This is a genomic window from Streptomyces sp. WG7, from assembly GCF_049975785.1.
Lineage (GTDB): Bacteria > Actinomycetota > Actinomycetes > Streptomycetales > Streptomycetaceae > Streptomyces.
Window position 1 is genome coordinate 1 of the sequence record NZ_JBNGGE010000083.1, and the last position, 16,825, is coordinate 16,825.

Here is a 16,825-nt window from a genome sequence, read left to right on the forward strand (position 1 = left end):
GGATTGCACGCCGCCCTGGCCCAGGTCAACGTCCCGCCCGGGCAGGCGGTATTCGTCGGGGACAGCCCCGGCGACATGACCGCCGCCCGCGCCGCCGGCGCCCTCGCGCTGGGCGCCACCTGGGGCTGGCACCCGCCCGCCGCACTCCACACGGACGGAGCCCACCACCTCCTGCCCGACCCCACCCGCATCGGACCGTCCCTCCTGCACCACCTGACCCCAATCCCCGCGAACTGACCCACCCGTCCCGCTACAGTGGAAGGGCACCCACCACGGGTGCCCTTCCTGACTTCCAAGGGACTCAAGGCATGCGCGTGATGCGGCGACAGGCGCCAAGCGCCGGCCGGGACCACTGAGGCACCACCTCACCGGTCCGGGCCGGCGCTCACCCCCGCGCCCTGCCACCACTGCTCCTGTGAGTCGCCTCCATGTCTGCGCTTCCTCCCGCCGGCCGTCTTCAATGGACCGATGTACCCGCCCCACTGCGGACCCGCCTCGAAGCCGTCCTCGAGGCCCCCGTCACGGACGCAGTCACCCCGGCAGGCGGCTTCGGTCACCAGCTGGCCGCCGCCCTGACCCTCGCCGACGGGCGCCGCTTCTTCGTCAAAGCCGCCCCCACCGACGACCCCCTCACCGCCGCCAACCTCCACGAAGGCGCCGTCCTCGCCTCCCTGCCCCCTGGCGCCCCGGCCCCCGACCTGGTCGGCATCCACCACGCGGCCGACTGGACCGCCGTCGTCATCGCCCACCTCGACGGCCCGCACCCCGACCTGTCCCCGGACTCATCCGACCCCGGACAGATCTGGTCCCTGCTCGACAAGCTCACCTCCAGCCCCGCCCCGCCCCCCTACACCGCGGCGGTCGCCACCACCCCCTCCGGTGCGGCCGGCCTCCACGGCTGGGCCGTCCTGCTCGCGAACCCGCCCGGTGACCTGGACCCCGGCGTACGGCACCGGCTGCACGAACTCGCCGAACTCGAGGCCACCTGGCCCGCACTCGCTCACGGCGACCGGATCGTCCACGGCGACCTGCGCGCCGACAACATGGTCCGCGACCACGACCGCGGGGTCACCTTCGTGGACTGGGCCCACGCCACCACCGGGCCCGCCTGCATCGACGCCGTCTCCCTCGCCCCCCAGCTCGTCCTCGCCGGACACACCCCCAAGGACATCGCCCGCCTGCTGGACGAACACCCCGCCACCGCGACAGACCCCCTGGCCTCCACCGCATTCCTCGCCGCCCTCACCGGACACTGGCACCGCAACGCCCGCAAGCCGGCACCCCCCGGTGCCCCGGGACTGCGCGCCTACCAGCACCGCGCAGCGGCAGCCGGCCTTGCGGTCCTCGGCCACCGCCTGAACTGAAAACGCGACGAAGCGGGCCAGTCACTCCTCAGCCGTCCATGCCGCGGCCGCGTCGCCTCAGCCGGTCCTGCAGCCGCCCTGACTGGGGGATGCCATGTCAGTCCCGGTTTCTGCCGTTCGCTGCGGACAAGGCTCCGTTACCGAGTGAAGGAGAGAACGATGGTGTTCGTCGGGGTCCACGGGGAGTGGGGACGCATCGATGTCACCCAGGCCGACCTTGGCTGCGGCGAGGACCGGGAGAGCATCTACAAGACCAAGCGGCCCGCACCGCTGACCTGCTATGAGTGCGACTGGCGCCTCCACCTGGTCCACAAGTCCCACGGCGCGTACGACCTGTGGTTCCTGCGGCATGCCAACAAGGCACCCCACTGCGAAGCCAGGCCCGCCGGCGAGGGCATGGCTCACCATCTGCTCAAGCTGGACCTCGCCCACCACGCCCGCGCGGCGGGCTGGAGTGCCGAGTACGAGGTCGCCGCCCCGGACGGTTCCTGGCGCGCGGACGTGATGGCTATCTCGCCCGACGGCAGCCGCCGCGTGGCCCTGGAGGCACAGATGGCCTCCATCTCGGTCACCGACATCGAGGCCCGCACCGCCCGGTACTCCAAGGCCGGTGTCGAGGTGTGCTGGTTCACCGACCGCAAGACGGTCCCATGGCTGGACAACGTGCCTTCCGCACCTGGCGGCGATCGAGGCCCTCCTCCAGCGCCAGAAGAACCTGGTCAAGCCGGTGGTGGAGTTCGTCTACCACGAGGCCGGCACCTACCCCAGCGTCGCCCGCGAGGGCAGTCCCGAGTTCGCCATGGGAGTGCCCGTGTACGTGCGCGGAAAGCCGCATGCGGTCATCTGCCCCGTGGCCAGCCGCCTCCCCGCGCTGCGTCGCCGCCTGGCCTCTCTGGTCTTCTTCGTTGCCTCCGAGCGCGAACGCAGCCGCGTCGCGGCTCAGGCCGCCCCCGGCCAGCGCATCGAGGTCCTCACCGCTGAGCTCCCCGCGGCTTCCCAGCCGGCGGCTCTTCCGCAGCGGGACTAGGTCGGCCTCACTGTCCTGCAGGCCGTGAACCGGATGCTCGGTCTCGATCGGATGTAGGGCTCTCGGCTTCACCAACCCGGTCCGGGCAAGCTCTTGGATCTCAGCACATGGTCAGCTGCTCGTGCTCGGGCAGGTCGAGGTTGGTGACCCGGCCCCCGGCCATCACAGCAACCAGTTCCCGGGCCTCCTGGGCACTTCTGGCCAAGGCGTGCAAGCGCTGCACTCCGGGTGAGGAAGCGACCAGGCTGGGACAGGGCCGTACTACTCCGTACAGAATCCGGCGCCGCCCCAGCGAGTACACCGGAACCCCGTAGGCGTACTCCGATGACATCACCGGATTCTGCGGAACCTCCACCCGTAGACTCGACTCACGCCACGCGTACTCAGCGACCGCGGTGAACAGTTCGGTCCTCTGCTGCGACGACAGCCGACTCCACCACGCCCTCGCCGTCACCAACACCTGCCGCTCAATCTCCTCCCGCTCGGCCTGCTCCCGGGCGAGCCGCGCCTCCTCTTCCGCCTTTTCCTTCGCCCGGAGCGCAGCCTCCTCCGCCCACTGCCGATGGATCTCCTCCCAGCGGACGCGGGCTGCGTCCTCCTGCTGCTTGCGCAGGCGCTCAGCCTCCTCCGCCCTGCGGGCCCGCTCCTGCTCCTCAAGCGCCCGCCGACGGCGTTCCGCCTCTTCCGCGCGTGCCTCCCGATCGGCCTTCGCAGCCTCCTGCCGCTGCCGCATCGCCTCGTGCTTCTTCTGGTCGCCGACCGACTGCAGCGACGTCCACCACTGGCTCCGCCGAAAACGCCGCCGCTTGCCGTCAATGACGCGGTAGACCCGCCGATACCGCGGCAAGACCGGTGTCGGGACAAGCTGCCCATGCAGCGCCCAGCGCACGAACTGGGACAGCGGCGCCTCACGGAACACCCAGCTGCCGGCGGCAAAGTCGAATCCGGCGAGGCCGTCGTCCACGATCCAATCCTGCTCCCGTTCTTGTGCAGGACGAACCCGGATTGCCGGAACCGTACTGATCCACTGCGGCGCTTGTCCATGCGGAGACACCCAGCACACCCGGATGCCCTCGTCGACGTAACGGTCAGTGCGGGCAGCGATGTCGTCCAAGGTGATCGGCGACATCTGCGCCTCCCAGGCCATACGCTGGGTGCCGTCCACGGAGGACGCCATGACGTCCGCACGCCAGGAGCCGTCCTCGGCCGGCACCTCCAACGTGGCGTACCACCCGGCCGCACGGATCGCGGCAGCCATCTCCAGCTTGAGCATGTGGTGTTCCCACGACTCGTTCGACAGCTCGCACAACGGCGGCCGCCCCGGATCGTGGCAGAAGAACGGCACGCCGTACCGGGAGACCTTGGGGTGCAGACCCCAGGCGCACTCGGGGCAGACGAGCGGGATGCGTGGACGGACCTTGTGGACCTGGCTCCACTGCAGGCCACCTCCGAGGTCGGGAAGAGTAGCGTCGAGACGGCCCAGGTCAGGGTGCAGCGCAGTGAATGGCATGAATCGCATCTCCTGGCGATCCGGCGTAACTCGCGGCGTATTTGGCAGGACAGCAGGTAAGCAGGCACCACTGACATTGATGCTGATACTGGGGTTCCGGTGGGCCGACCTGGTGGTGCGGGCGCCGGGGGCCGGAGCGCCGGTGATGCTGCTGGAGTTCGACCGCCGCTCCGAAGACGCGCACGACCTGGCCGTCAAGCTGCGCCGGTACTGGGAGTGGGGCCGGCTGCTCCCGAAGGACACGGCCAATCACACCGTGGACCTGGTTCGCTCCCGGCCGGACGCGATCGAGCACGTCGACCACGAGCAGCGGCTGTGGCGCCGGGTCTACCCGCCGACCGGCCGGGAGGGCCTGGTCCCGCTCGCGTTCGTGTTCGCGGACACCACCGAGGCGAAGGTCGCCAATACGGCCCCGACGGCCTGATCGAAGCCGGGCTCCCGCTCCACCGCGAACCGTACGAGAGCCTCGTCAAGGCAGTCCTCGCATGGACCGGCGAGGACACCCTCACCGCCCGCGACTTGGAGCAGATCGCCCTCCAGCTCACCGGCCACGCCCGCGCCGTCGCCTCCGACATCCGCCGCCGCGCCGACCAGCTGCCCAAGGACAGCGGACCCAAAGCGCTCGCCGACGTCGTCCTGCGCGAGGCAGAAGGCCGGCTGTCCGCGACGATCGACGGCACCGTGCGCTGCGTCCAGAACCGCGCCCGCCTCGTCCGCGCCCTCTACGAACGCGTGGATCACCTGGACGCCGCTGCCTCTGTGTGAGCTTGCCACCCTGCTCACGGACCGGACTATCAGTGCCCGTCCGTACCTGTCACCCAAGCACCTGTGACAGGAGGGCAACGTGGCCCGCAACGGCATCAACTAGCGTGAACTCGACAAGTGGGCCAAGAGCCTGGTCCCGCAGCTCTACATGACGCTCGTGCGAAGGCCCACGCCATCCTGTGCGACGCCAGCCGCGACGGGGTCCGACTGTACGGCCCGGGGGGGCGACGTCGAACACGTCACCTCGCAGGTACGCGCTGAGGTCCACGCCGCCATCGGTGCCCAGCGGCATCGGGTGTGTGACGGTCTCCTTGCCCGAGCGGTGCACCCGGACGACGACATTCCCTTTGCCATTAACCGTGACGATAAGTGGCTTATGACCTCCTAATGACGGGTGGCGCGAGGTGGCGCTTTTGGCGGGACCGGCGAGAGCGCCTACTCACGCGGCGCACGCCCGGCACACTTCCGTAGCGACAGAACGTCATGGCTCTTCCTCCGAGCGCGCCTGCCTGGACGTGTGAATCTCACCCGCCCTTCAGGCGGCCTGGGTAGGCCTGTCTGTGCACCAGCAACCCTGTTAGGAGGCATCGAGCGCGCGTTCACCGTGCGCCGATACCAGCGATGTCCACATCCCTCATTCATGACGTCAGCGCGCAGTACATGGCTTCGCTGATGTTCGCACTGACGGTGCTTGCTGCCGGCGGATTACGCGCGGCCTGGCGGCGCCGAAGCCAGCGGCATGCCCACAACGCCTCTGCTGCATCCGATGGCAAGACTGCCAAATCGTCCGTGCCCGACGTCGACCCCGGTGGTTCCGCGTCGACGCACAATCCAGAAACGTCGTCTGAAGGACGACGCCAGGTGTCGTCATGAAGACGACACGAACCTTCGGTGACCGGAAGAACGCCAACAAGGAGCACCACCGCAACCGCGCGTGGGCCCTGCTGACTGACAAGACGCCGAGCGCCCGTCGGCTGCCGCACTACGACGACAGCAGCTCACCAGGCCCCTTGATGGACATTGCCCGCAACTACGACCGCATCTGCCAGCGCGCCGAAGGACTACTGAAGCCCGACGCCACGGAGCCTGAAATTCTGGCCGCACTGCTGGCCATCCGCATGCTCCGAGAGAAACTGGACCATGATGAGCTGAAGCTCATCACGTTGGCGCGCTCCAAGCGGATCACCTGGGCACGCATTGCCGAGTGGCAGGAGCTGAGCGGGCGCCAAGCAGCCGAGCGACGGCATCTGCAACTCGGACGCGCCTACACCCGCCCCGATGGCACTGTGCCTCCGACACAGAGCGAACGGGTGGAGTACGCCCGCGGCCTCCGCAGTCGCCGAGCTGAACGCCAATGGGCCTTGAACAACGCGGCACGCATCCGCCGCGTGGCCATGCAACTGGCCGCCATCGACAACCTGCAGCAACGGGTGGATAGCTCACACGAAGCCCAGATCATGCACGCCATTCGCCATGGCAAGGAGGCGCCACCACCACACGAAACCCTGCGGGAGCCGCTGGTGTGGCCCACAGCGTTGCGGGAGTGCGTGGCCGAGGACCAGTGCTTCCGCGACGCGCCCCCGCCCGTGGTCGACGATGGCCTCCACGACCCCGACGACCTGCGCCGGCAGCAAGAGGCCGATATCGTGCACCGTCTGCTGGGACTGATCAGCTACGCCGTCAACCCCAGGAACCTCGACCTGACCGATCTGCCAGCACTGGCCGACGCCATTTACGACATCTGCAACGATTCTCAGCAGGCCGCAAAAGGACGCCGCGGAGCCAGCGCTCAACCAGGCCATACCTAACCGCTTACGGGGGCGTCTAGGAGTGTTGCCGAGCAGGTCCTCTGCCGCAGCGCCGGGGCCGGCGGAACCGGGCGAGCAGGACACTAATGTCGGCCTTGCCGAGGGTCCTTACGTCCGGGCGTGGTGCGCGACCTGGTCGAGGACCTCGCCGGAGTGGACGCTGACCGACCGCACGTACGTGCTCAGGACAGGGCCCGGCAGGGCCCGCTGTCCTTCGTCCGCGGTTGTCCGGCAGACGTGGGGCCGGCCGTCGGAGGGCCCACGTCCGACCCCACGCTGGGCTGGTGGTGGGTCAGCCGTGGTAGGTGATGTAGCCGTTGCCGTTGCCGTCGCGGTCGTTGGCGTTCTTGGTGTAGCCGTGGACGTCGGCGCGGGCGCCGGAAGGCTTGTAGAAGTAGATGGTGTCTTTGTCGTTGTTCCAGATGAAGTTGCAGTTCTGGCGGTAGGCGACGTTGCCGGCGTCCGAGTCGGTGCCGCGGCCGCCGCGCAGGCTGACCTGGTCGCCGGGCTGCAGGGTGTGGTTCTTGGTGAAGGTGAAGGAGTTGCCGGCGGCGTCCTTGACCTTGTAGCCCTTCAGGTTCACGGTCGCCGTCTTCGAGTAGTTCTTGATCGTCAGGTACTCGTTCTTGGTGTTGCCGCCGGAGCACTTGTTGGAGTCCCGGCCCGGAGCGTCGTACTGCACGCCCTTGATCTTCAGGGCCGAGGAGTACTCGGCGGCCTGCGCCGGAACGGCCGCGGCCAGGCCCAGGACGGCGACGGCCGCCGTGGTCGCGGAAGCGGTCAGGATGCGGCGGATGCGCATGAGGAATCCCCCCTCAGTGGTGCGAATGGAGCGCCCGGAGCCTACCGGACGTGATCACCCGGTGGTGGTGAAGTGAAGAAGGCGTGACCGTCCGCTGTCTTGCCGGGAACGGTCCACTGCGGGTAAGCCACAGCCGGGCCCCCCGGGGCACGGCCTGTCCGACAGACGGCAGCTGATCATGACCACCGCCCGGGTGAACTGAGGCCGGCGCAAGAACCGCCGCGGCGGGGGAGGGCGTGGTGCGGGGCATGGAAGCGATCAATGAAGTGCACGTGTCCGAGCCCGGCCTGGTCGTGGTCGACGTCGCCGCCCCCGACGACGAGACCGCATTCGCCTTTCACACGGCGCTGGCCGCCCGATGGGCCACCACCTCCGTGGAACGCACCACGCGAGACCCAGGCCAGCCGGGCGTCCGGCTGCGCTGCTACCTCGACCTGCGCCAGCCCCTGAACCCACCCGGTCAGACGCCGACCATGCCCTGAACAGACGTCCCGGACTTCGGCATCGTCGTCACCCGACTGTGTTCGGCAACGGCTCGGGTGGGACGCCGTGGAGCGACCGGCAGCCAGGGGCACCGGCTCCAGCCACCGAGCACAGCGGCCGCGGGCTGACGCAGCGCACCCTGGGTGAGAGAGCCATCGGCGACTGGGCCGAGACCTCCTGCCGGGGGCCCGGTACGACCATTCCACCCACACGGGCGGCGCACTCCCCAAACACCTGAGAGCGCCCCCGTACAGGCCGTTATCAACGGCTCATGCTCAAGACTGCGCTGCGCGGCTTTGCCGCCGCCTCCCTCGCCCTCCTGCCCCTCACCGTCTCCGCGCCGGTCCAGGCGGCGGACACGCTTCCTCTGTCCGAGGCCATCGCGCGCCTGCCGGTGGCGGTCGAGTCCCGGGACGGTTACGACCGGGACGCCTTCCGCCACTGGAACACCGGCGACAATCCCTCCGACGGCTGCAACACGCGTGCCGAGGTCCTGATCGCCGAAGCGGTCGAGCCTCCCACGGTGGGGCCCCGGTGCCGCTTGTCGGGCGGGCGCTGGTGGTCGTACTACGACCAGGTGTGGGTGACGTCGGCATCCGGCTTGGACATCGACCACATGGGCCCGCTCGCCGAGGCGTGGGACAGCGGGGCGTCCGGGTGGTCGGCGCAGCGTCGTGAGGCGTACGCCAACGACCAGGGAGCGGCCACGAGTCTGGTCGCGGTCACCGCCCGCTCGAACCGGTCGAAGTCTGATCAGGACCCGGCCGAGTGGCTGCCGCCGGCTGCCGGGGTGCACTGCCGGTACGTTGCGGAGTGGGTCGGCACGAAGCTGCGCTGGACTCTGTCGGCGGACGAAGCTGAGGTGGGGGCGCTGCGTGAGGTGGCGGTCGGCTGCCCGGACCAGACGGTCACGTACGAGCCGGCCGCGTAGCTGGGTTGTGCGGGCCCGCTGCCTTCGGGTGGCGGGCCCGCGGTTTGGGGTGGGGGTCAGCCGCAGTCGTTGCGGTTGATTTTCAGGGAGCGGGTCTGGTCGTTGAGGTTGTAGCCGCGCAGGTCGTGGATGGAGCCGCCGCTGCGGGTGACGCATACCCACCGGCCGGCGTGGTTGCGCTTTTCGTAGACGCGGGCGGTGCGGTCGGAGTTGTTGCGGATCGAGCTGCCGCGGTCACGGATCGCGGTCGGCAGGTCCTTCACGCTGCCGTCCGAGGCCCGCCGTACCCAGGGCTGTCCGCCGAAGTTGATCTCGGGGTAGATGCAGACGTAGCCGGACGGGCAGTCGATGGCGGCCCGCTGGATGCCGGGCTCGCCGGAGGCGGAGGCCGTGACACTCATCGAGCAGCTGATCAAGCAGGCCGAGGCCGCTGGCAAGCAGGCCGAGCAGGCCACCGACAAGGCTGAGGAGTCCTCGGCCAAGGCGGTTGCCGCAGGAGTGTTGGCTGAGGAGGCTGCGCAGCGCGCGGCGAAGGAGACCGAGGCGGCCAAGGACGACGCGCAGCGCGCGTCGGTCAAGTCTCAGCAGGCCGCCGACGCAGCCCGCGCTGCGGCTGATGCGGCGCAGACCGCGATCGGTGCTGCCAACGCTGCCAACCGTTCGGCCCGCCGTGCCGCTCTCGCGGCGGCACAGACTGCCAACGCGGCCGTTGCGGCGGCCGATGCGGCCGCGCGTGCCTCGAAGGCGGCGATTGCAGCCGGAAAGGACCGGGACAAGGCAGACGCGGCCCGCGACCGGGCGGCCGAGGCGCGTAAGGCCGGCGAACTCGCCCGGCGTTCCGCGAAGGCCGCCGAACAGGCCGGACTGGCATCACTGGCGGCTGCCGAAGCCGTCGGCGCGGCGAAGTCCGCGAGCGGCAACGCCAACAATGCCGCGGACGCCGCCGACGCCGCAGCCGGATACGCGGAAGCAGCAGGAGGCTCCGCGGCGGAAGCACGTGCAGCTGCGGCGGAGACGCGTCGGCATGCGAATTAGGCGAACCGTGCGGCGAATGCCGCTGAGTCCCTGGCGCGAAGGTCGGCCGCGGCCGCGAACGCAGCACGCGACGCCGCGAACTCGGCGGCGGATCATGCCGACAAGGCCGCGGACGCGGCCGAGGACGCGGCCAAGTATGCGTGGGAGGCGTCCGAGCAGGCAGCCAAGTCCACCGCACAGGCCAAGCTCGCCGATGCGGCAGCCGACACCGCCGAGCAGGCCGTTACCCTCGCGAAGACGACCTTTGCTCTGGCCCGGCAGACCGAAGCCGAGGACCTCGCCGCACGCACCAACGCAGCCATCGAACGCGCCAAGACGCAGCAGGCCGTCACTCACGAGTTCACCAGCGAAGTGGCCAAGTCGGTCGCGGACGGTCAGGCGATCGAGGACGACATCAAGGCGCTGGCCGCCGAGCTCGCCAAGCCTGATGCCGACAAGACCGCCATCGCCGAGCAGGGCCGCGAGATAGCGCTGCGAGCCATGGAGTACTACGGCTCCTGGCGAAAGGAGGCCGCCGCCCAGGCCTTGGGCGGATCCGATGGCGACGTGCTCGAATACCTGCGTGCCGGCTGGCAGGCCGGTGTGGCGGACGAGATGCGTCAGCAGGTCGCCGACCTCTCCACCACGAGTCCGTACGACAAGGTCCGTACCGCGGCGGTCGAGGCGCTGAAGGGCACCGACGAGCAGGTCCGGGACTTCTACCTGACCGGCCGGCACGAAGCGGCCGAGTCGGACTACCGCGCCGAGATCAGCAAGATCTACAACACGGACGGCACCAGCACGAAGGAGAAGGCGAAGGCGGCGCTGCTGGACGGCAGCATCCCCGCCCTGCGGACCTTCCTGAACAGAACGCAGTACTCCGCTCGCAACACCGATGAGCGAGCCGCGGCGTCGAAGCTCTTCAACGACGGTGGTCCCGAGGTCAAGGCAGCCGCGAAGATCGCGCTGAACGCACCCGCTGACGAGCTCCACACCTTCATCCAGGCCGGCCAGTACATGGCCGACCGCAAGGACCAACTCGCCTACACCCACATCGCCCAGGTCGACCGGCTCATCGCCGAAGGCGAGATGATCGCCACAAAGGCCCGGGAAGACGCCCACCGCGCCGCCCAGGCCGCATACGTTGCCAACAACACCGCCGCCGACGCCGAAAGGTCACGCCTCGCTGCCGAAGCGAGCGCCAAGGAAGCAGCCGGCCACGCAACTCAGGCCGACCAGGCGGCCGACCGTGCCGAAAGCAGCGCCGCGCAGGCCAAGGAATCCGCCACCACCGCACGCAACGCCGCCGACCGCGCCCGACAGGACGCCGTCAACGCCGAGGAATCCGCGGCGGATGCCGCATTCTCGGCGAGTTATGCGCGGGCGTCTGCCGAAACGGCCCGCAAGTCGGCTGACGACGCACACCAGGCAGCGCTCGATGCGGGAAAGAGTGCCGACGAGGCCGAAGCTGACGCGAAGGCAGCCTGGGACGACGTCGTCACGAAGCGGGAAGCCGAGCTGGCCGAGGAACGTCGGCTCGCTGCCGAGCAGCGTAAGGCGGAGCGGGAGAAGGAAAAGAAGCCGAAGTGCTTCATCAACATATATCGGGATACTCTACCTCCCTGCATGATGAGTGGTGGAGAGATCGTCATCCCCAAGGTCGACGAGGTTGCGACCGAAATATTCTGGGAACTGACGGGTCTCAACGACATCAAGCGGTGCGTTACCGACCCGACCCTGAGTGACTGCCTGTGGGCGACAGTGAGTGTGCTTCCTGCCGGGAAGATCAAGTCGGTCAAGAGTCTCGATAAGATCAAGGATATTATCGAGAAGTCGCGCGCGGGACGGGCGATCAAGTGCGCAACTTGTTTCCTTGCCGGGACCAAGGTGCTGATGGCGGACGGTTCCCGCAAGAACATCGAGTCGATCAGGCCAGGCGAGACAGTCACCGCCACCGACCCGGATACTGGGCAGACACAAGCCCACGTCGTCGAGGATCTGATCGTCACGGATCAGGACCAGTCCTTCAGTGAACTGACGATCTCGACCAGTCACGGATTCGAGACACTGACCGCAACCCATGAGCATCCCTTCTGGTCCCCGTCGCGTGCGGAGTGGGTCGAGGCCGGTGACCTTCAGCCGGGAACGACACTGCGGACGCTGAACGGAGCTCCGGCCACGGTGCAGGAGAACCGGCCGTTCATCGACCAGGCTCGGACGTACAACCTCACCGTCGAGGTGCTGCACACCTTCTATGTGCTGGCTGGCGACACGCCAATCCTGGTGCACAATGATGTCTGCGGCGTCCGGGTGTCTCCCATGGCTCCTGACTGGGCAACGAAGGGCGCGCACCTGCACGTAGGTGCGGACGAGGTCCGCGTATTCGGTGACGAGGTCGGCGGAATCGGAGCCAAGCCGCTTCGTATGTCACACGGGTGGGCGTCCAACAAAAGTGTCCAGAAAGTTCTCGACACGCTGAAGAGCAGCCCGGAACTCCGCAAGGACCTGATTCAGAAGGCCCGCGCCGCGCAAACCGAAATGAACAAGCACAACTGGGGCAACGCCAAGAACCGCGCCCTTGAACTGCAATACCTGATCAAGGCTTTGGAGAAGCTGGGATGAAAGGTCGAGTCTTCGCTGCAGAGATCATCCGAACAGGATCCGCGCTGGGCTTCGGCGTCGGCACCCGACTTGAGGAAGCAGCGCTGAGTCTGCCTCTTGACTACGTGGATGACGTCCAGGGGCGAGGAAAGAGCAAGGTACTCTGGCGTGACTACGGCATTCTGGAAGTGACCTGCGGGCAGCCGTCTGACTGGGTGGTACAGACGGTATCCGTGCAGCTGCACAGATTCGCCTCCCTTCCTGAACTTCGCCGTACCGTTTCCGAGACCTTGCAGATCGACTGTGAGCCCTATACGAGCTGGCAGGAAGTGGCAGGTGAACTCGAGGGGCACGCGGATGTCGAGCTGGTGGAGCCCGAGCTTGACTACTCCGGATACCGGGTTGTTTCGGCTCGCTCCACTGGTGTCTCCGCGTACGTGGTGAAGGACCCCGAAGTGACACGCGGGGTCTACCCGGCAGACGGTGATCTGTGGAGTCTGGAGATCATGTCTCCTGAGTTCATGCCCTAGCCTCGCTTTCTTTCGTGGCGGCCCATCAGGTCAACTGGTGGGCCGTTTCGGCTCAGGGTCCATTGCAGGGACGCGCTGCTCGGGCCTAAAAAGAGCGTTTCATCCCGGTAAGGGTGTTTGGTAGCGCTTTGAAGGGCGAGTGGGGCTGTCACTGCTGAGGTAAAAGTGGCCAATGCGACCTGTGCGGCAGGAGTCTCCATAGCTCACCCGTTTGAGTCGAGTCGCTCCTGTCTGATCCCAAAGCGCCCCTGGTTGACGCTGTTTGCGCCCTGTGGAGGTGGCCTGCTCGACGGTACTACCGAAACATGACGCGACAGCGCCCGTATCCCAGCGACCTGTCCGATGCCCGATGGGAGTTGATCGGTCCCACGCTCACCGCCTGGCGGGCCCAGCGCAGGTGCAAGGGCCTGGACATCGGCCGCCCGCCCGAACACGACTTGCGCCGCATCATGGACGCCATCCTCTACGTCGACCGCACCGGGATCCCCTGGCGCTACCTGCCGCACGACTTCGCACCGTGGGAGACCGTCTACGGCTACTTCGCCGCCTGGCAGAAGGAAGGCGTCTTCGGCCAGCTCAACGGCCTGCTGCGCCGCCTGGTGCGTGAAGCCGAAGGCCGCAGCGCAGAGCCGAGCGCCTGCGTGCTGGACGCTCAGAGCGTCAAGACCTCCGCCAACGTGCCGGCAGCCGATCAGGGCATCGACGCAGGCAAGAAGATCGCAGGCCGGAAACGCCACCTCGGGGTCGACGCCCTCGGACTGCTCCTGGCCGTCTGGGTGAGCGCGGCCAGCGTCTCCGACAACGCCGGCGGCATCCACCTGCTCTCCCAGATCGCCAGCACAAGCTCCCACGTGACCAAGTCATGGGCCGACATCGGATACCGCACGAAGGTGATCGACCACGGCGCCCGCCTCGGCATCGCTGTCGAAGTCGTCCAGCGCGACCCTGGAACCAAAGGCTTCCAGGTGATTCCCCGGCGATGGGTGGTCGAGCGGACCTTCGGCTGGCTCATGCACCACCGCCGCCTCGCCCGCGACTGCGAAACCCACGCCCACCGGTCCGAAGCGATGATTCACATCGCGATGATCGACCTCATAAGCCGACGACTTACCAGCGAATCCACCCAAAACTGGCGCGACACCTAAACCTCGAACCAAACAACCTCGCCAGGACGAAACGCTCTTTGAAGAGGCTCACAGGTCGTTTCCCCAGGTAGATGCGTACTCGATGAGGTTGTGACGTTCAGTTCGCGGCTGTACCGGTGCGGGTGGTTTCGATCGAACGCCGACGTGTGCCGCAGTCGGCGGCCTAGCCTGCGTGCCATGGATGACGAGCTGACCAACGATCACCATCTCCGGCCCTGGCTGCGTTGGAGGCCGTCGTCCAGAACAACGACGGCGCCCTGGAGGTCCTGGCGGGCGGCGAGCACGAGCGCCCGCTGGCGGCCCTGCTCGCCGCGTACGGGAAGCACACGCTCAACCGCGTGCTGCTCGCCGCGTTCGGCATCGAGGCCACCATGACCCACGACGAGACCGGCCAGCGCGTCGCGGAGCTCAACGGCGATCCCATGGCGCGCATTGTCTTCCTCCTGACCGACTCCCTGCACCACCAGGCTGCCCTCGCCGGCAACGACCTCGTCACCGCCAAACGGATCGGCGGATCCATCCTGCTCGCGATCCACGCCTTCACCGACGCGGACAATCAGGACGTGTTGACCCTGCTGCGCGCCCTGCGAAATGAGGCACTCCGAGCTGGCTGACGACGTCGATCGAAGCTCGATGGTAAACGGTCAGATCCAGTGGCACAGGACAGCTGCTGCTCCTGGTCGTGCTGCTCGCCGTGGTGTGCAGCAGGGTCGCTACCCGGTGTCCAGCAGCGGTCGTCGCCAGGGTGCTGTTCATGGTCCTGGTGGCGATCCTCGGATTGCAGCAGGGCGGTGTCTCCGGGCAGCGCAGCATTTGCATGGGCCAAGCGACACGCGGGTGATGCATGGGTAACAGGCCGGCCCGGCCGGGCGCGGCTGCGGCTGGTGTCCGATGGCGTGGTCGACGAGAACACGGGAGAGCTCCGCGACCCGGCGTGGCAGGGGTGGATCGTCGACGATCCGTACCGGCCGACCTGGCCCACGCCACCGTGGTCCGGTGACGGATCGCCTGAGGCGGTGTGCGGATGACCCCGCCTCCAGGGCTCCGCAGATGGTCCAGCGCCGACCGCTCGTGGGCGGGCGGGGGTTCTTCCCTTTGGGCGATCATCTGGCCCTTGCGCGAACTCAGACATCGGCGCCCGGCAGACGCTCGGGGAGATCAAGATGCCAAGTCAGCCGCTCAGGCCCCAGTCGCGGACGGCTTGGGCGAGTTCCGCCTTGGTCATGCCGGTGGCCTTCTGGAGCTCCTGGAGGCGCTGCTGCAGCGGGATGTGGGCGGACTGGACGCGAGGCTGACGAAGTTCCGTCCCGGTCGGCACGGCACCACATCAACATGCTCGGCCGGTACTCGTTCCAGCTGCCCGACCTGCCCGGGGGCTTGCGCCCCCTGTACGACAAGGACGCCGCCGACGAGGAGCGAATGACACGTAGGGCGACAACCCGTTATGGTTGTGACACCTCTTGTGGCCTAGGCCATACAAATCTGGACCATGTGAGCATCGGGACCCGGCGCTCGCTGAGTGTTGTACGGCCCCGCCCTAGCTTGTGAGGCGGACGGGACCGTACTCAGGAAGAACCGCTACGCGGCCCCTCGGTGTTGGCGCACCTGGGGGGGCGCAGCTCTTTTAGACGAGCTTCGAGAGCACTTCGACGCCGACGCCGGCGAAGAGGTTCACGGTGAGGTTCACCGCAGCCTCGATGGCGATCCGCTTGTACTCGTTGGTGCGGTCCTCCCGGTCCTGTGACGTCTCCTGGTCGCCGGGCTGCGATTCGACTTGCTCGCCGCTCTGTTCCGCGTCGCCGTCTTCAGTACCGGTCGGCATTCCTGGTCCTCCTTTGGTCATTGGTGCACCGGACAGGGCAACCGGTCCCGGACGGGATCAGACACCCCTGCGGGGCGCACCGCAGGACGTTCGGAAGAACAGGTTCGAATCCACAGGGCAGTTGAGTGAGCCCCGTGACGGCCGCAACTTCCAACTGGGTGCTGGAACGCGTGCCCAAAGGATGCCACGGGTCACCGGATGCCACGCAGAGGAACAAGATGATTGATCTGAGCATTTCTTGAGGTTTGCGCAACCTCGTCCGCCGCCGGCTGCGGAAGACCCCACCGCCATCCCCAACGGTCGTGCAGCTCACCTTGTGTCAGCGCTGGGAACAACGCTCCTGGCCTGCAGGTTGGAGGCCCGTCTGAGCGCCGGTGGTCCGGAAGGACCTGGGTGCCGTCGCCGTGTTGCTTCCTCATCGCATTCCACTACCCCGCCGCACGTTATGCCGCGCCTCCGTCGCCTACGAGAGCGGGCCCCAGTCCTCCTTCCAGCTGGGCAAACGAGCGGTGCCTGCCGTAGCGCGTCTGGCCGTATTGGCAGGCACAAGAGGCAGCCGGGGGCTGGTTGTGGGCGATCACCGTGGGGTTCTCCGAGGGGCAAAGGCAGTTGCCCCTCCACGCCTTCGCTTCCATGCCCCATCAGGCGACGGACCCGGCTCGTTGGACATCGCGGCTCCTGCTGTTGCCGTACATCCAGAAGCGGAACCCTCGCTACCGTTCAATCCTGGAGCATTACCGGCGAGACCCCTCTACAGCATCTTCTGGAAGAGGTTCACGTGCCAGGGGCGGGCATCCCGGCCCTACCCGGCCCTCGTGGAGTAGTCGCTCCACCCCTGGGCAGCGTCTTCTCGGTCCGCCCCGCCTCCGCCGCCCGCCCCAGCAGGTCCACCGGCGACTCGTTGAACCGGAAGTTGTTGACCTGCCCGGTCACCTCGCCGTTCTCGACTACTGATCTTTTCGTAAGTTCGGTGGGTGTGGTGGGTGGATGGTCAGGCCGGTATGGGCGAGGAATGACCATGGC

Annotated in this window: 19 protein-coding genes and 2 pseudogenes; 15 read left to right on the forward strand and 6 right to left on the reverse strand. The window is 67.8% G+C overall.

Going from position 1 to position 16,825, the window contains the following annotated elements:
• The 4 genes and pseudogenes from ACP4J0_RS37455 to ACP4J0_RS37470 form a co-directional block, all read left to right on the forward strand.
• Window positions 1–237, forward strand: a 237-nt coding sequence (locus ACP4J0_RS37455; RefSeq protein ID WP_426603746.1) for an HAD hydrolase-like protein, incomplete at its 5' end; no start/stop codon positions are given.
• Window positions 238–428: 191 nt separating this feature from the next.
• Window positions 429–1,364, forward strand: coding sequence for a phosphotransferase family protein (locus ACP4J0_RS37460; RefSeq protein ID WP_426603748.1), 936 nt, complete (start codon window positions 429–431; stop codon window positions 1,362–1,364).
• A 159-nt stretch (window positions 1,365–1,523) separates the two neighbouring features.
• Window positions 1,524–1,934 (forward strand): annotated as a pseudogene (locus ACP4J0_RS37465) (hypothetical protein); the annotation flags it as partial.
• Between the two features lie 157 nt (window positions 1,935–2,091).
• Window positions 2,092–2,391 (forward strand): hypothetical protein, encoded by a 300-nt coding sequence (locus ACP4J0_RS37470; protein WP_426603779.1) that lies wholly within the window; start codon window positions 2,092–2,094, stop codon window positions 2,389–2,391.
• Window positions 2,392–2,491: 100 nt separating this feature from the next.
• On the opposite strand, the gene ACP4J0_RS37475 is transcribed toward ACP4J0_RS37470, so the two are convergent.
• Window positions 2,492–3,901 (reverse strand): competence protein CoiA family protein, encoded by a 1,410-nt coding sequence (locus ACP4J0_RS37475; RefSeq protein WP_426603750.1) that lies wholly within the window; start codon window positions 3,899–3,901, stop codon window positions 2,492–2,494.
• A 79-nt stretch (window positions 3,902–3,980) separates the two neighbouring features.
• Between ACP4J0_RS37475 and ACP4J0_RS37480 the strand changes: the two genes are divergently transcribed.
• From ACP4J0_RS37480 to ACP4J0_RS37495, 4 genes are all read left to right on the forward strand, one after another.
• Window positions 3,981–4,325: a hypothetical protein gene (locus tag ACP4J0_RS37480; protein ID WP_426603752.1), complete on the forward strand. Its 345-nt coding sequence runs from the start codon at window positions 3,981–3,983 to the stop codon at window positions 4,323–4,325.
• Window positions 4,322–4,666, forward strand: coding sequence for a DUF6415 family natural product biosynthesis protein (locus tag ACP4J0_RS37485; RefSeq protein WP_426603777.1), 345 nt, complete (start codon window positions 4,322–4,324; stop codon window positions 4,664–4,666). The genes ACP4J0_RS37480 and ACP4J0_RS37485 overlap by 4 nt, the downstream gene beginning before the upstream one ends.
• Window positions 4,667–5,287: 621 nt before the next feature.
• Entirely contained in the window at window positions 5,288–5,539 is a 252-nt protein-coding gene (locus tag ACP4J0_RS37490) for a hypothetical protein (RefSeq protein ID WP_426603754.1), read from the forward strand.
• Entirely contained in the window at window positions 5,536–6,474 is a 939-nt protein-coding gene (locus ACP4J0_RS37495; protein WP_426603756.1) for a hypothetical protein, read from the forward strand. Before ACP4J0_RS37490 ends, ACP4J0_RS37495 begins: the two co-directional genes overlap by 4 nt.
• A gap of 292 nt (window positions 6,475–6,766) precedes the next feature.
• Here the strand turns inward: ACP4J0_RS37495 and ACP4J0_RS37500 are convergent, their stop codons facing one another.
• Complete coding sequence (locus ACP4J0_RS37500; protein ID WP_426603758.1) at window positions 6,767–7,276, reverse strand: lamin tail domain-containing protein; 510 nt, start codon at window positions 7,274–7,276, stop codon at window positions 6,767–6,769.
• Window positions 7,277–7,524: 248 nt separating this feature from the next.
• On the opposite strand from ACP4J0_RS37500, the gene ACP4J0_RS37505 reads away from it, so the two are divergent.
• Window positions 7,525–7,758: a DUF6207 family protein gene (locus ACP4J0_RS37505; RefSeq protein WP_426603760.1), complete on the forward strand. Its 234-nt coding sequence runs from the start codon at window positions 7,525–7,527 to the stop codon at window positions 7,756–7,758.
• Between the two features lie 272 nt (window positions 7,759–8,030).
• Window positions 8,031–8,690, forward strand: a complete 660-nt coding sequence (locus tag ACP4J0_RS37510; RefSeq protein WP_426603762.1) for an HNH endonuclease family protein — start codon at window positions 8,031–8,033, stop codon at window positions 8,688–8,690.
• Between the two features lie 56 nt (window positions 8,691–8,746).
• Here ACP4J0_RS37510 and ACP4J0_RS37515 read toward each other — a convergent pair whose 3' ends face one another.
• Complete coding sequence (locus ACP4J0_RS37515) at window positions 8,747–9,091, reverse strand: peptidase inhibitor family I36 protein (RefSeq protein ID WP_426603764.1); 345 nt, start codon at window positions 9,089–9,091, stop codon at window positions 8,747–8,749.
• Here ACP4J0_RS37515 and ACP4J0_RS37520 point away from each other — a divergent pair.
• The 5 genes from ACP4J0_RS37520 (at window position 9,081) to ACP4J0_RS37540 (ending at window position 14,594) form a co-directional block, all read left to right on the forward strand.
• Window positions 9,081–9,725 carry a hypothetical protein gene (locus ACP4J0_RS37520; RefSeq protein ID WP_426603766.1) on the forward strand — a complete coding sequence of 215 codons (645 nt, stop codon included), beginning with the start codon at window positions 9,081–9,083 and terminating at the stop codon, window positions 9,723–9,725. The genes ACP4J0_RS37515 and ACP4J0_RS37520 overlap by 11 nt on opposite strands.
• Window positions 9,726–10,076: 351 nt before the next feature.
• Window positions 10,077–12,326: a polymorphic toxin-type HINT domain-containing protein gene (locus ACP4J0_RS37525; RefSeq protein WP_426603768.1), complete on the forward strand. Its 2,250-nt coding sequence runs from the start codon at window positions 10,077–10,079 to the stop codon at window positions 12,324–12,326.
• Window positions 12,323–12,835 carry a hypothetical protein gene (locus ACP4J0_RS37530; RefSeq protein WP_426603770.1) on the forward strand — a complete coding sequence of 171 codons (513 nt, stop codon included), beginning with the start codon at window positions 12,323–12,325 and terminating at the stop codon, window positions 12,833–12,835. Before ACP4J0_RS37525 ends, ACP4J0_RS37530 begins: the two co-directional genes overlap by 4 nt.
• A 305-nt stretch (window positions 12,836–13,140) precedes the next feature.
• Window positions 13,141–13,980, forward strand: coding sequence for an IS5 family transposase (locus tag ACP4J0_RS37535; RefSeq protein WP_426603772.1), 840 nt, complete (start codon window positions 13,141–13,143; stop codon window positions 13,978–13,980).
• Window positions 13,981–14,204: 224 nt separating this feature from the next.
• Window positions 14,205–14,594: a hypothetical protein gene (locus ACP4J0_RS37540; protein WP_426603774.1), complete on the forward strand. Its 390-nt coding sequence runs from the start codon at window positions 14,205–14,207 to the stop codon at window positions 14,592–14,594.
• Between the two features lie 557 nt (window positions 14,595–15,151).
• Here ACP4J0_RS37540 and ACP4J0_RS37545 read toward each other — a convergent pair.
• The 3 genes and pseudogenes from ACP4J0_RS37545 to ACP4J0_RS37555 form a co-directional block, all read right to left on the reverse strand.
• Window positions 15,152–15,298, reverse strand: coding sequence for a hypothetical protein (locus ACP4J0_RS37545; RefSeq protein WP_426603781.1), 147 nt, complete (start codon window positions 15,296–15,298; stop codon window positions 15,152–15,154).
• Window positions 15,299–15,604: 306 nt separating this feature from the next.
• Window positions 15,605–15,802 carry a hypothetical protein gene (locus ACP4J0_RS37550; protein WP_426603775.1) on the reverse strand — a complete coding sequence of 66 codons (198 nt, stop codon included), beginning with the start codon at window positions 15,800–15,802 and terminating at the stop codon, window positions 15,605–15,607.
• A gap of 802 nt (window positions 15,803–16,604) precedes the next feature.
• Window positions 16,605–16,753 (reverse strand): annotated as a pseudogene (locus tag ACP4J0_RS37555) (TldD/PmbA family protein); the annotation flags it as partial.
• Between the last annotated feature and the right edge of the window lie 72 nt (window positions 16,754–16,825).

Excerpts from the sequence above, each read along its gene's own strand:
- ACP4J0_RS37460 (WP_426603748.1), top strand. The coding sequence starts at position 429 with ATGTCTGCGCTTCCTCCCGCCGGCCGTCTTCAATGGACCGATGTACCC.
- ACP4J0_RS37475 (WP_426603750.1), bottom strand. The coding sequence starts at position 3,901 with ATGCCATTCACTGCGCTGCACCCTGACCTGGGCCGTCTCGACGCTACT.
- ACP4J0_RS37480 (WP_426603752.1), top strand. The coding sequence starts at position 3,981 with ATGCTGATACTGGGGTTCCGGTGGGCCGACCTGGTGGTGCGGGCGCCG.
- ACP4J0_RS37490 (WP_426603754.1), top strand. The coding sequence starts at position 5,288 with ATGTCCACATCCCTCATTCATGACGTCAGCGCGCAGTACATGGCTTCG.
- ACP4J0_RS37495 (WP_426603756.1), top strand. The coding sequence starts at position 5,536 with ATGAAGACGACACGAACCTTCGGTGACCGGAAGAACGCCAACAAGGAG.
- ACP4J0_RS37500 (WP_426603758.1), bottom strand. The coding sequence starts at position 7,276 with ATGCGCATCCGCCGCATCCTGACCGCTTCCGCGACCACGGCGGCCGTC.
- ACP4J0_RS37505 (WP_426603760.1), top strand. The coding sequence starts at position 7,525 with ATGGAAGCGATCAATGAAGTGCACGTGTCCGAGCCCGGCCTGGTCGTG.
- ACP4J0_RS37510 (WP_426603762.1), top strand. The coding sequence starts at position 8,031 with ATGCTCAAGACTGCGCTGCGCGGCTTTGCCGCCGCCTCCCTCGCCCTC.
- ACP4J0_RS37515 (WP_426603764.1), bottom strand. The coding sequence starts at position 9,091 with ATGAGTGTCACGGCCTCCGCCTCCGGCGAGCCCGGCATCCAGCGGGCC.
- ACP4J0_RS37530 (WP_426603770.1), top strand. The coding sequence starts at position 12,323 with ATGAAAGGTCGAGTCTTCGCTGCAGAGATCATCCGAACAGGATCCGCG.
- ACP4J0_RS37535 (WP_426603772.1), top strand. The coding sequence starts at position 13,141 with ATGACGCGACAGCGCCCGTATCCCAGCGACCTGTCCGATGCCCGATGG.
- ACP4J0_RS37550 (WP_426603775.1), bottom strand. The coding sequence starts at position 15,802 with ATGCCGACCGGTACTGAAGACGGCGACGCGGAACAGAGCGGCGAGCAA.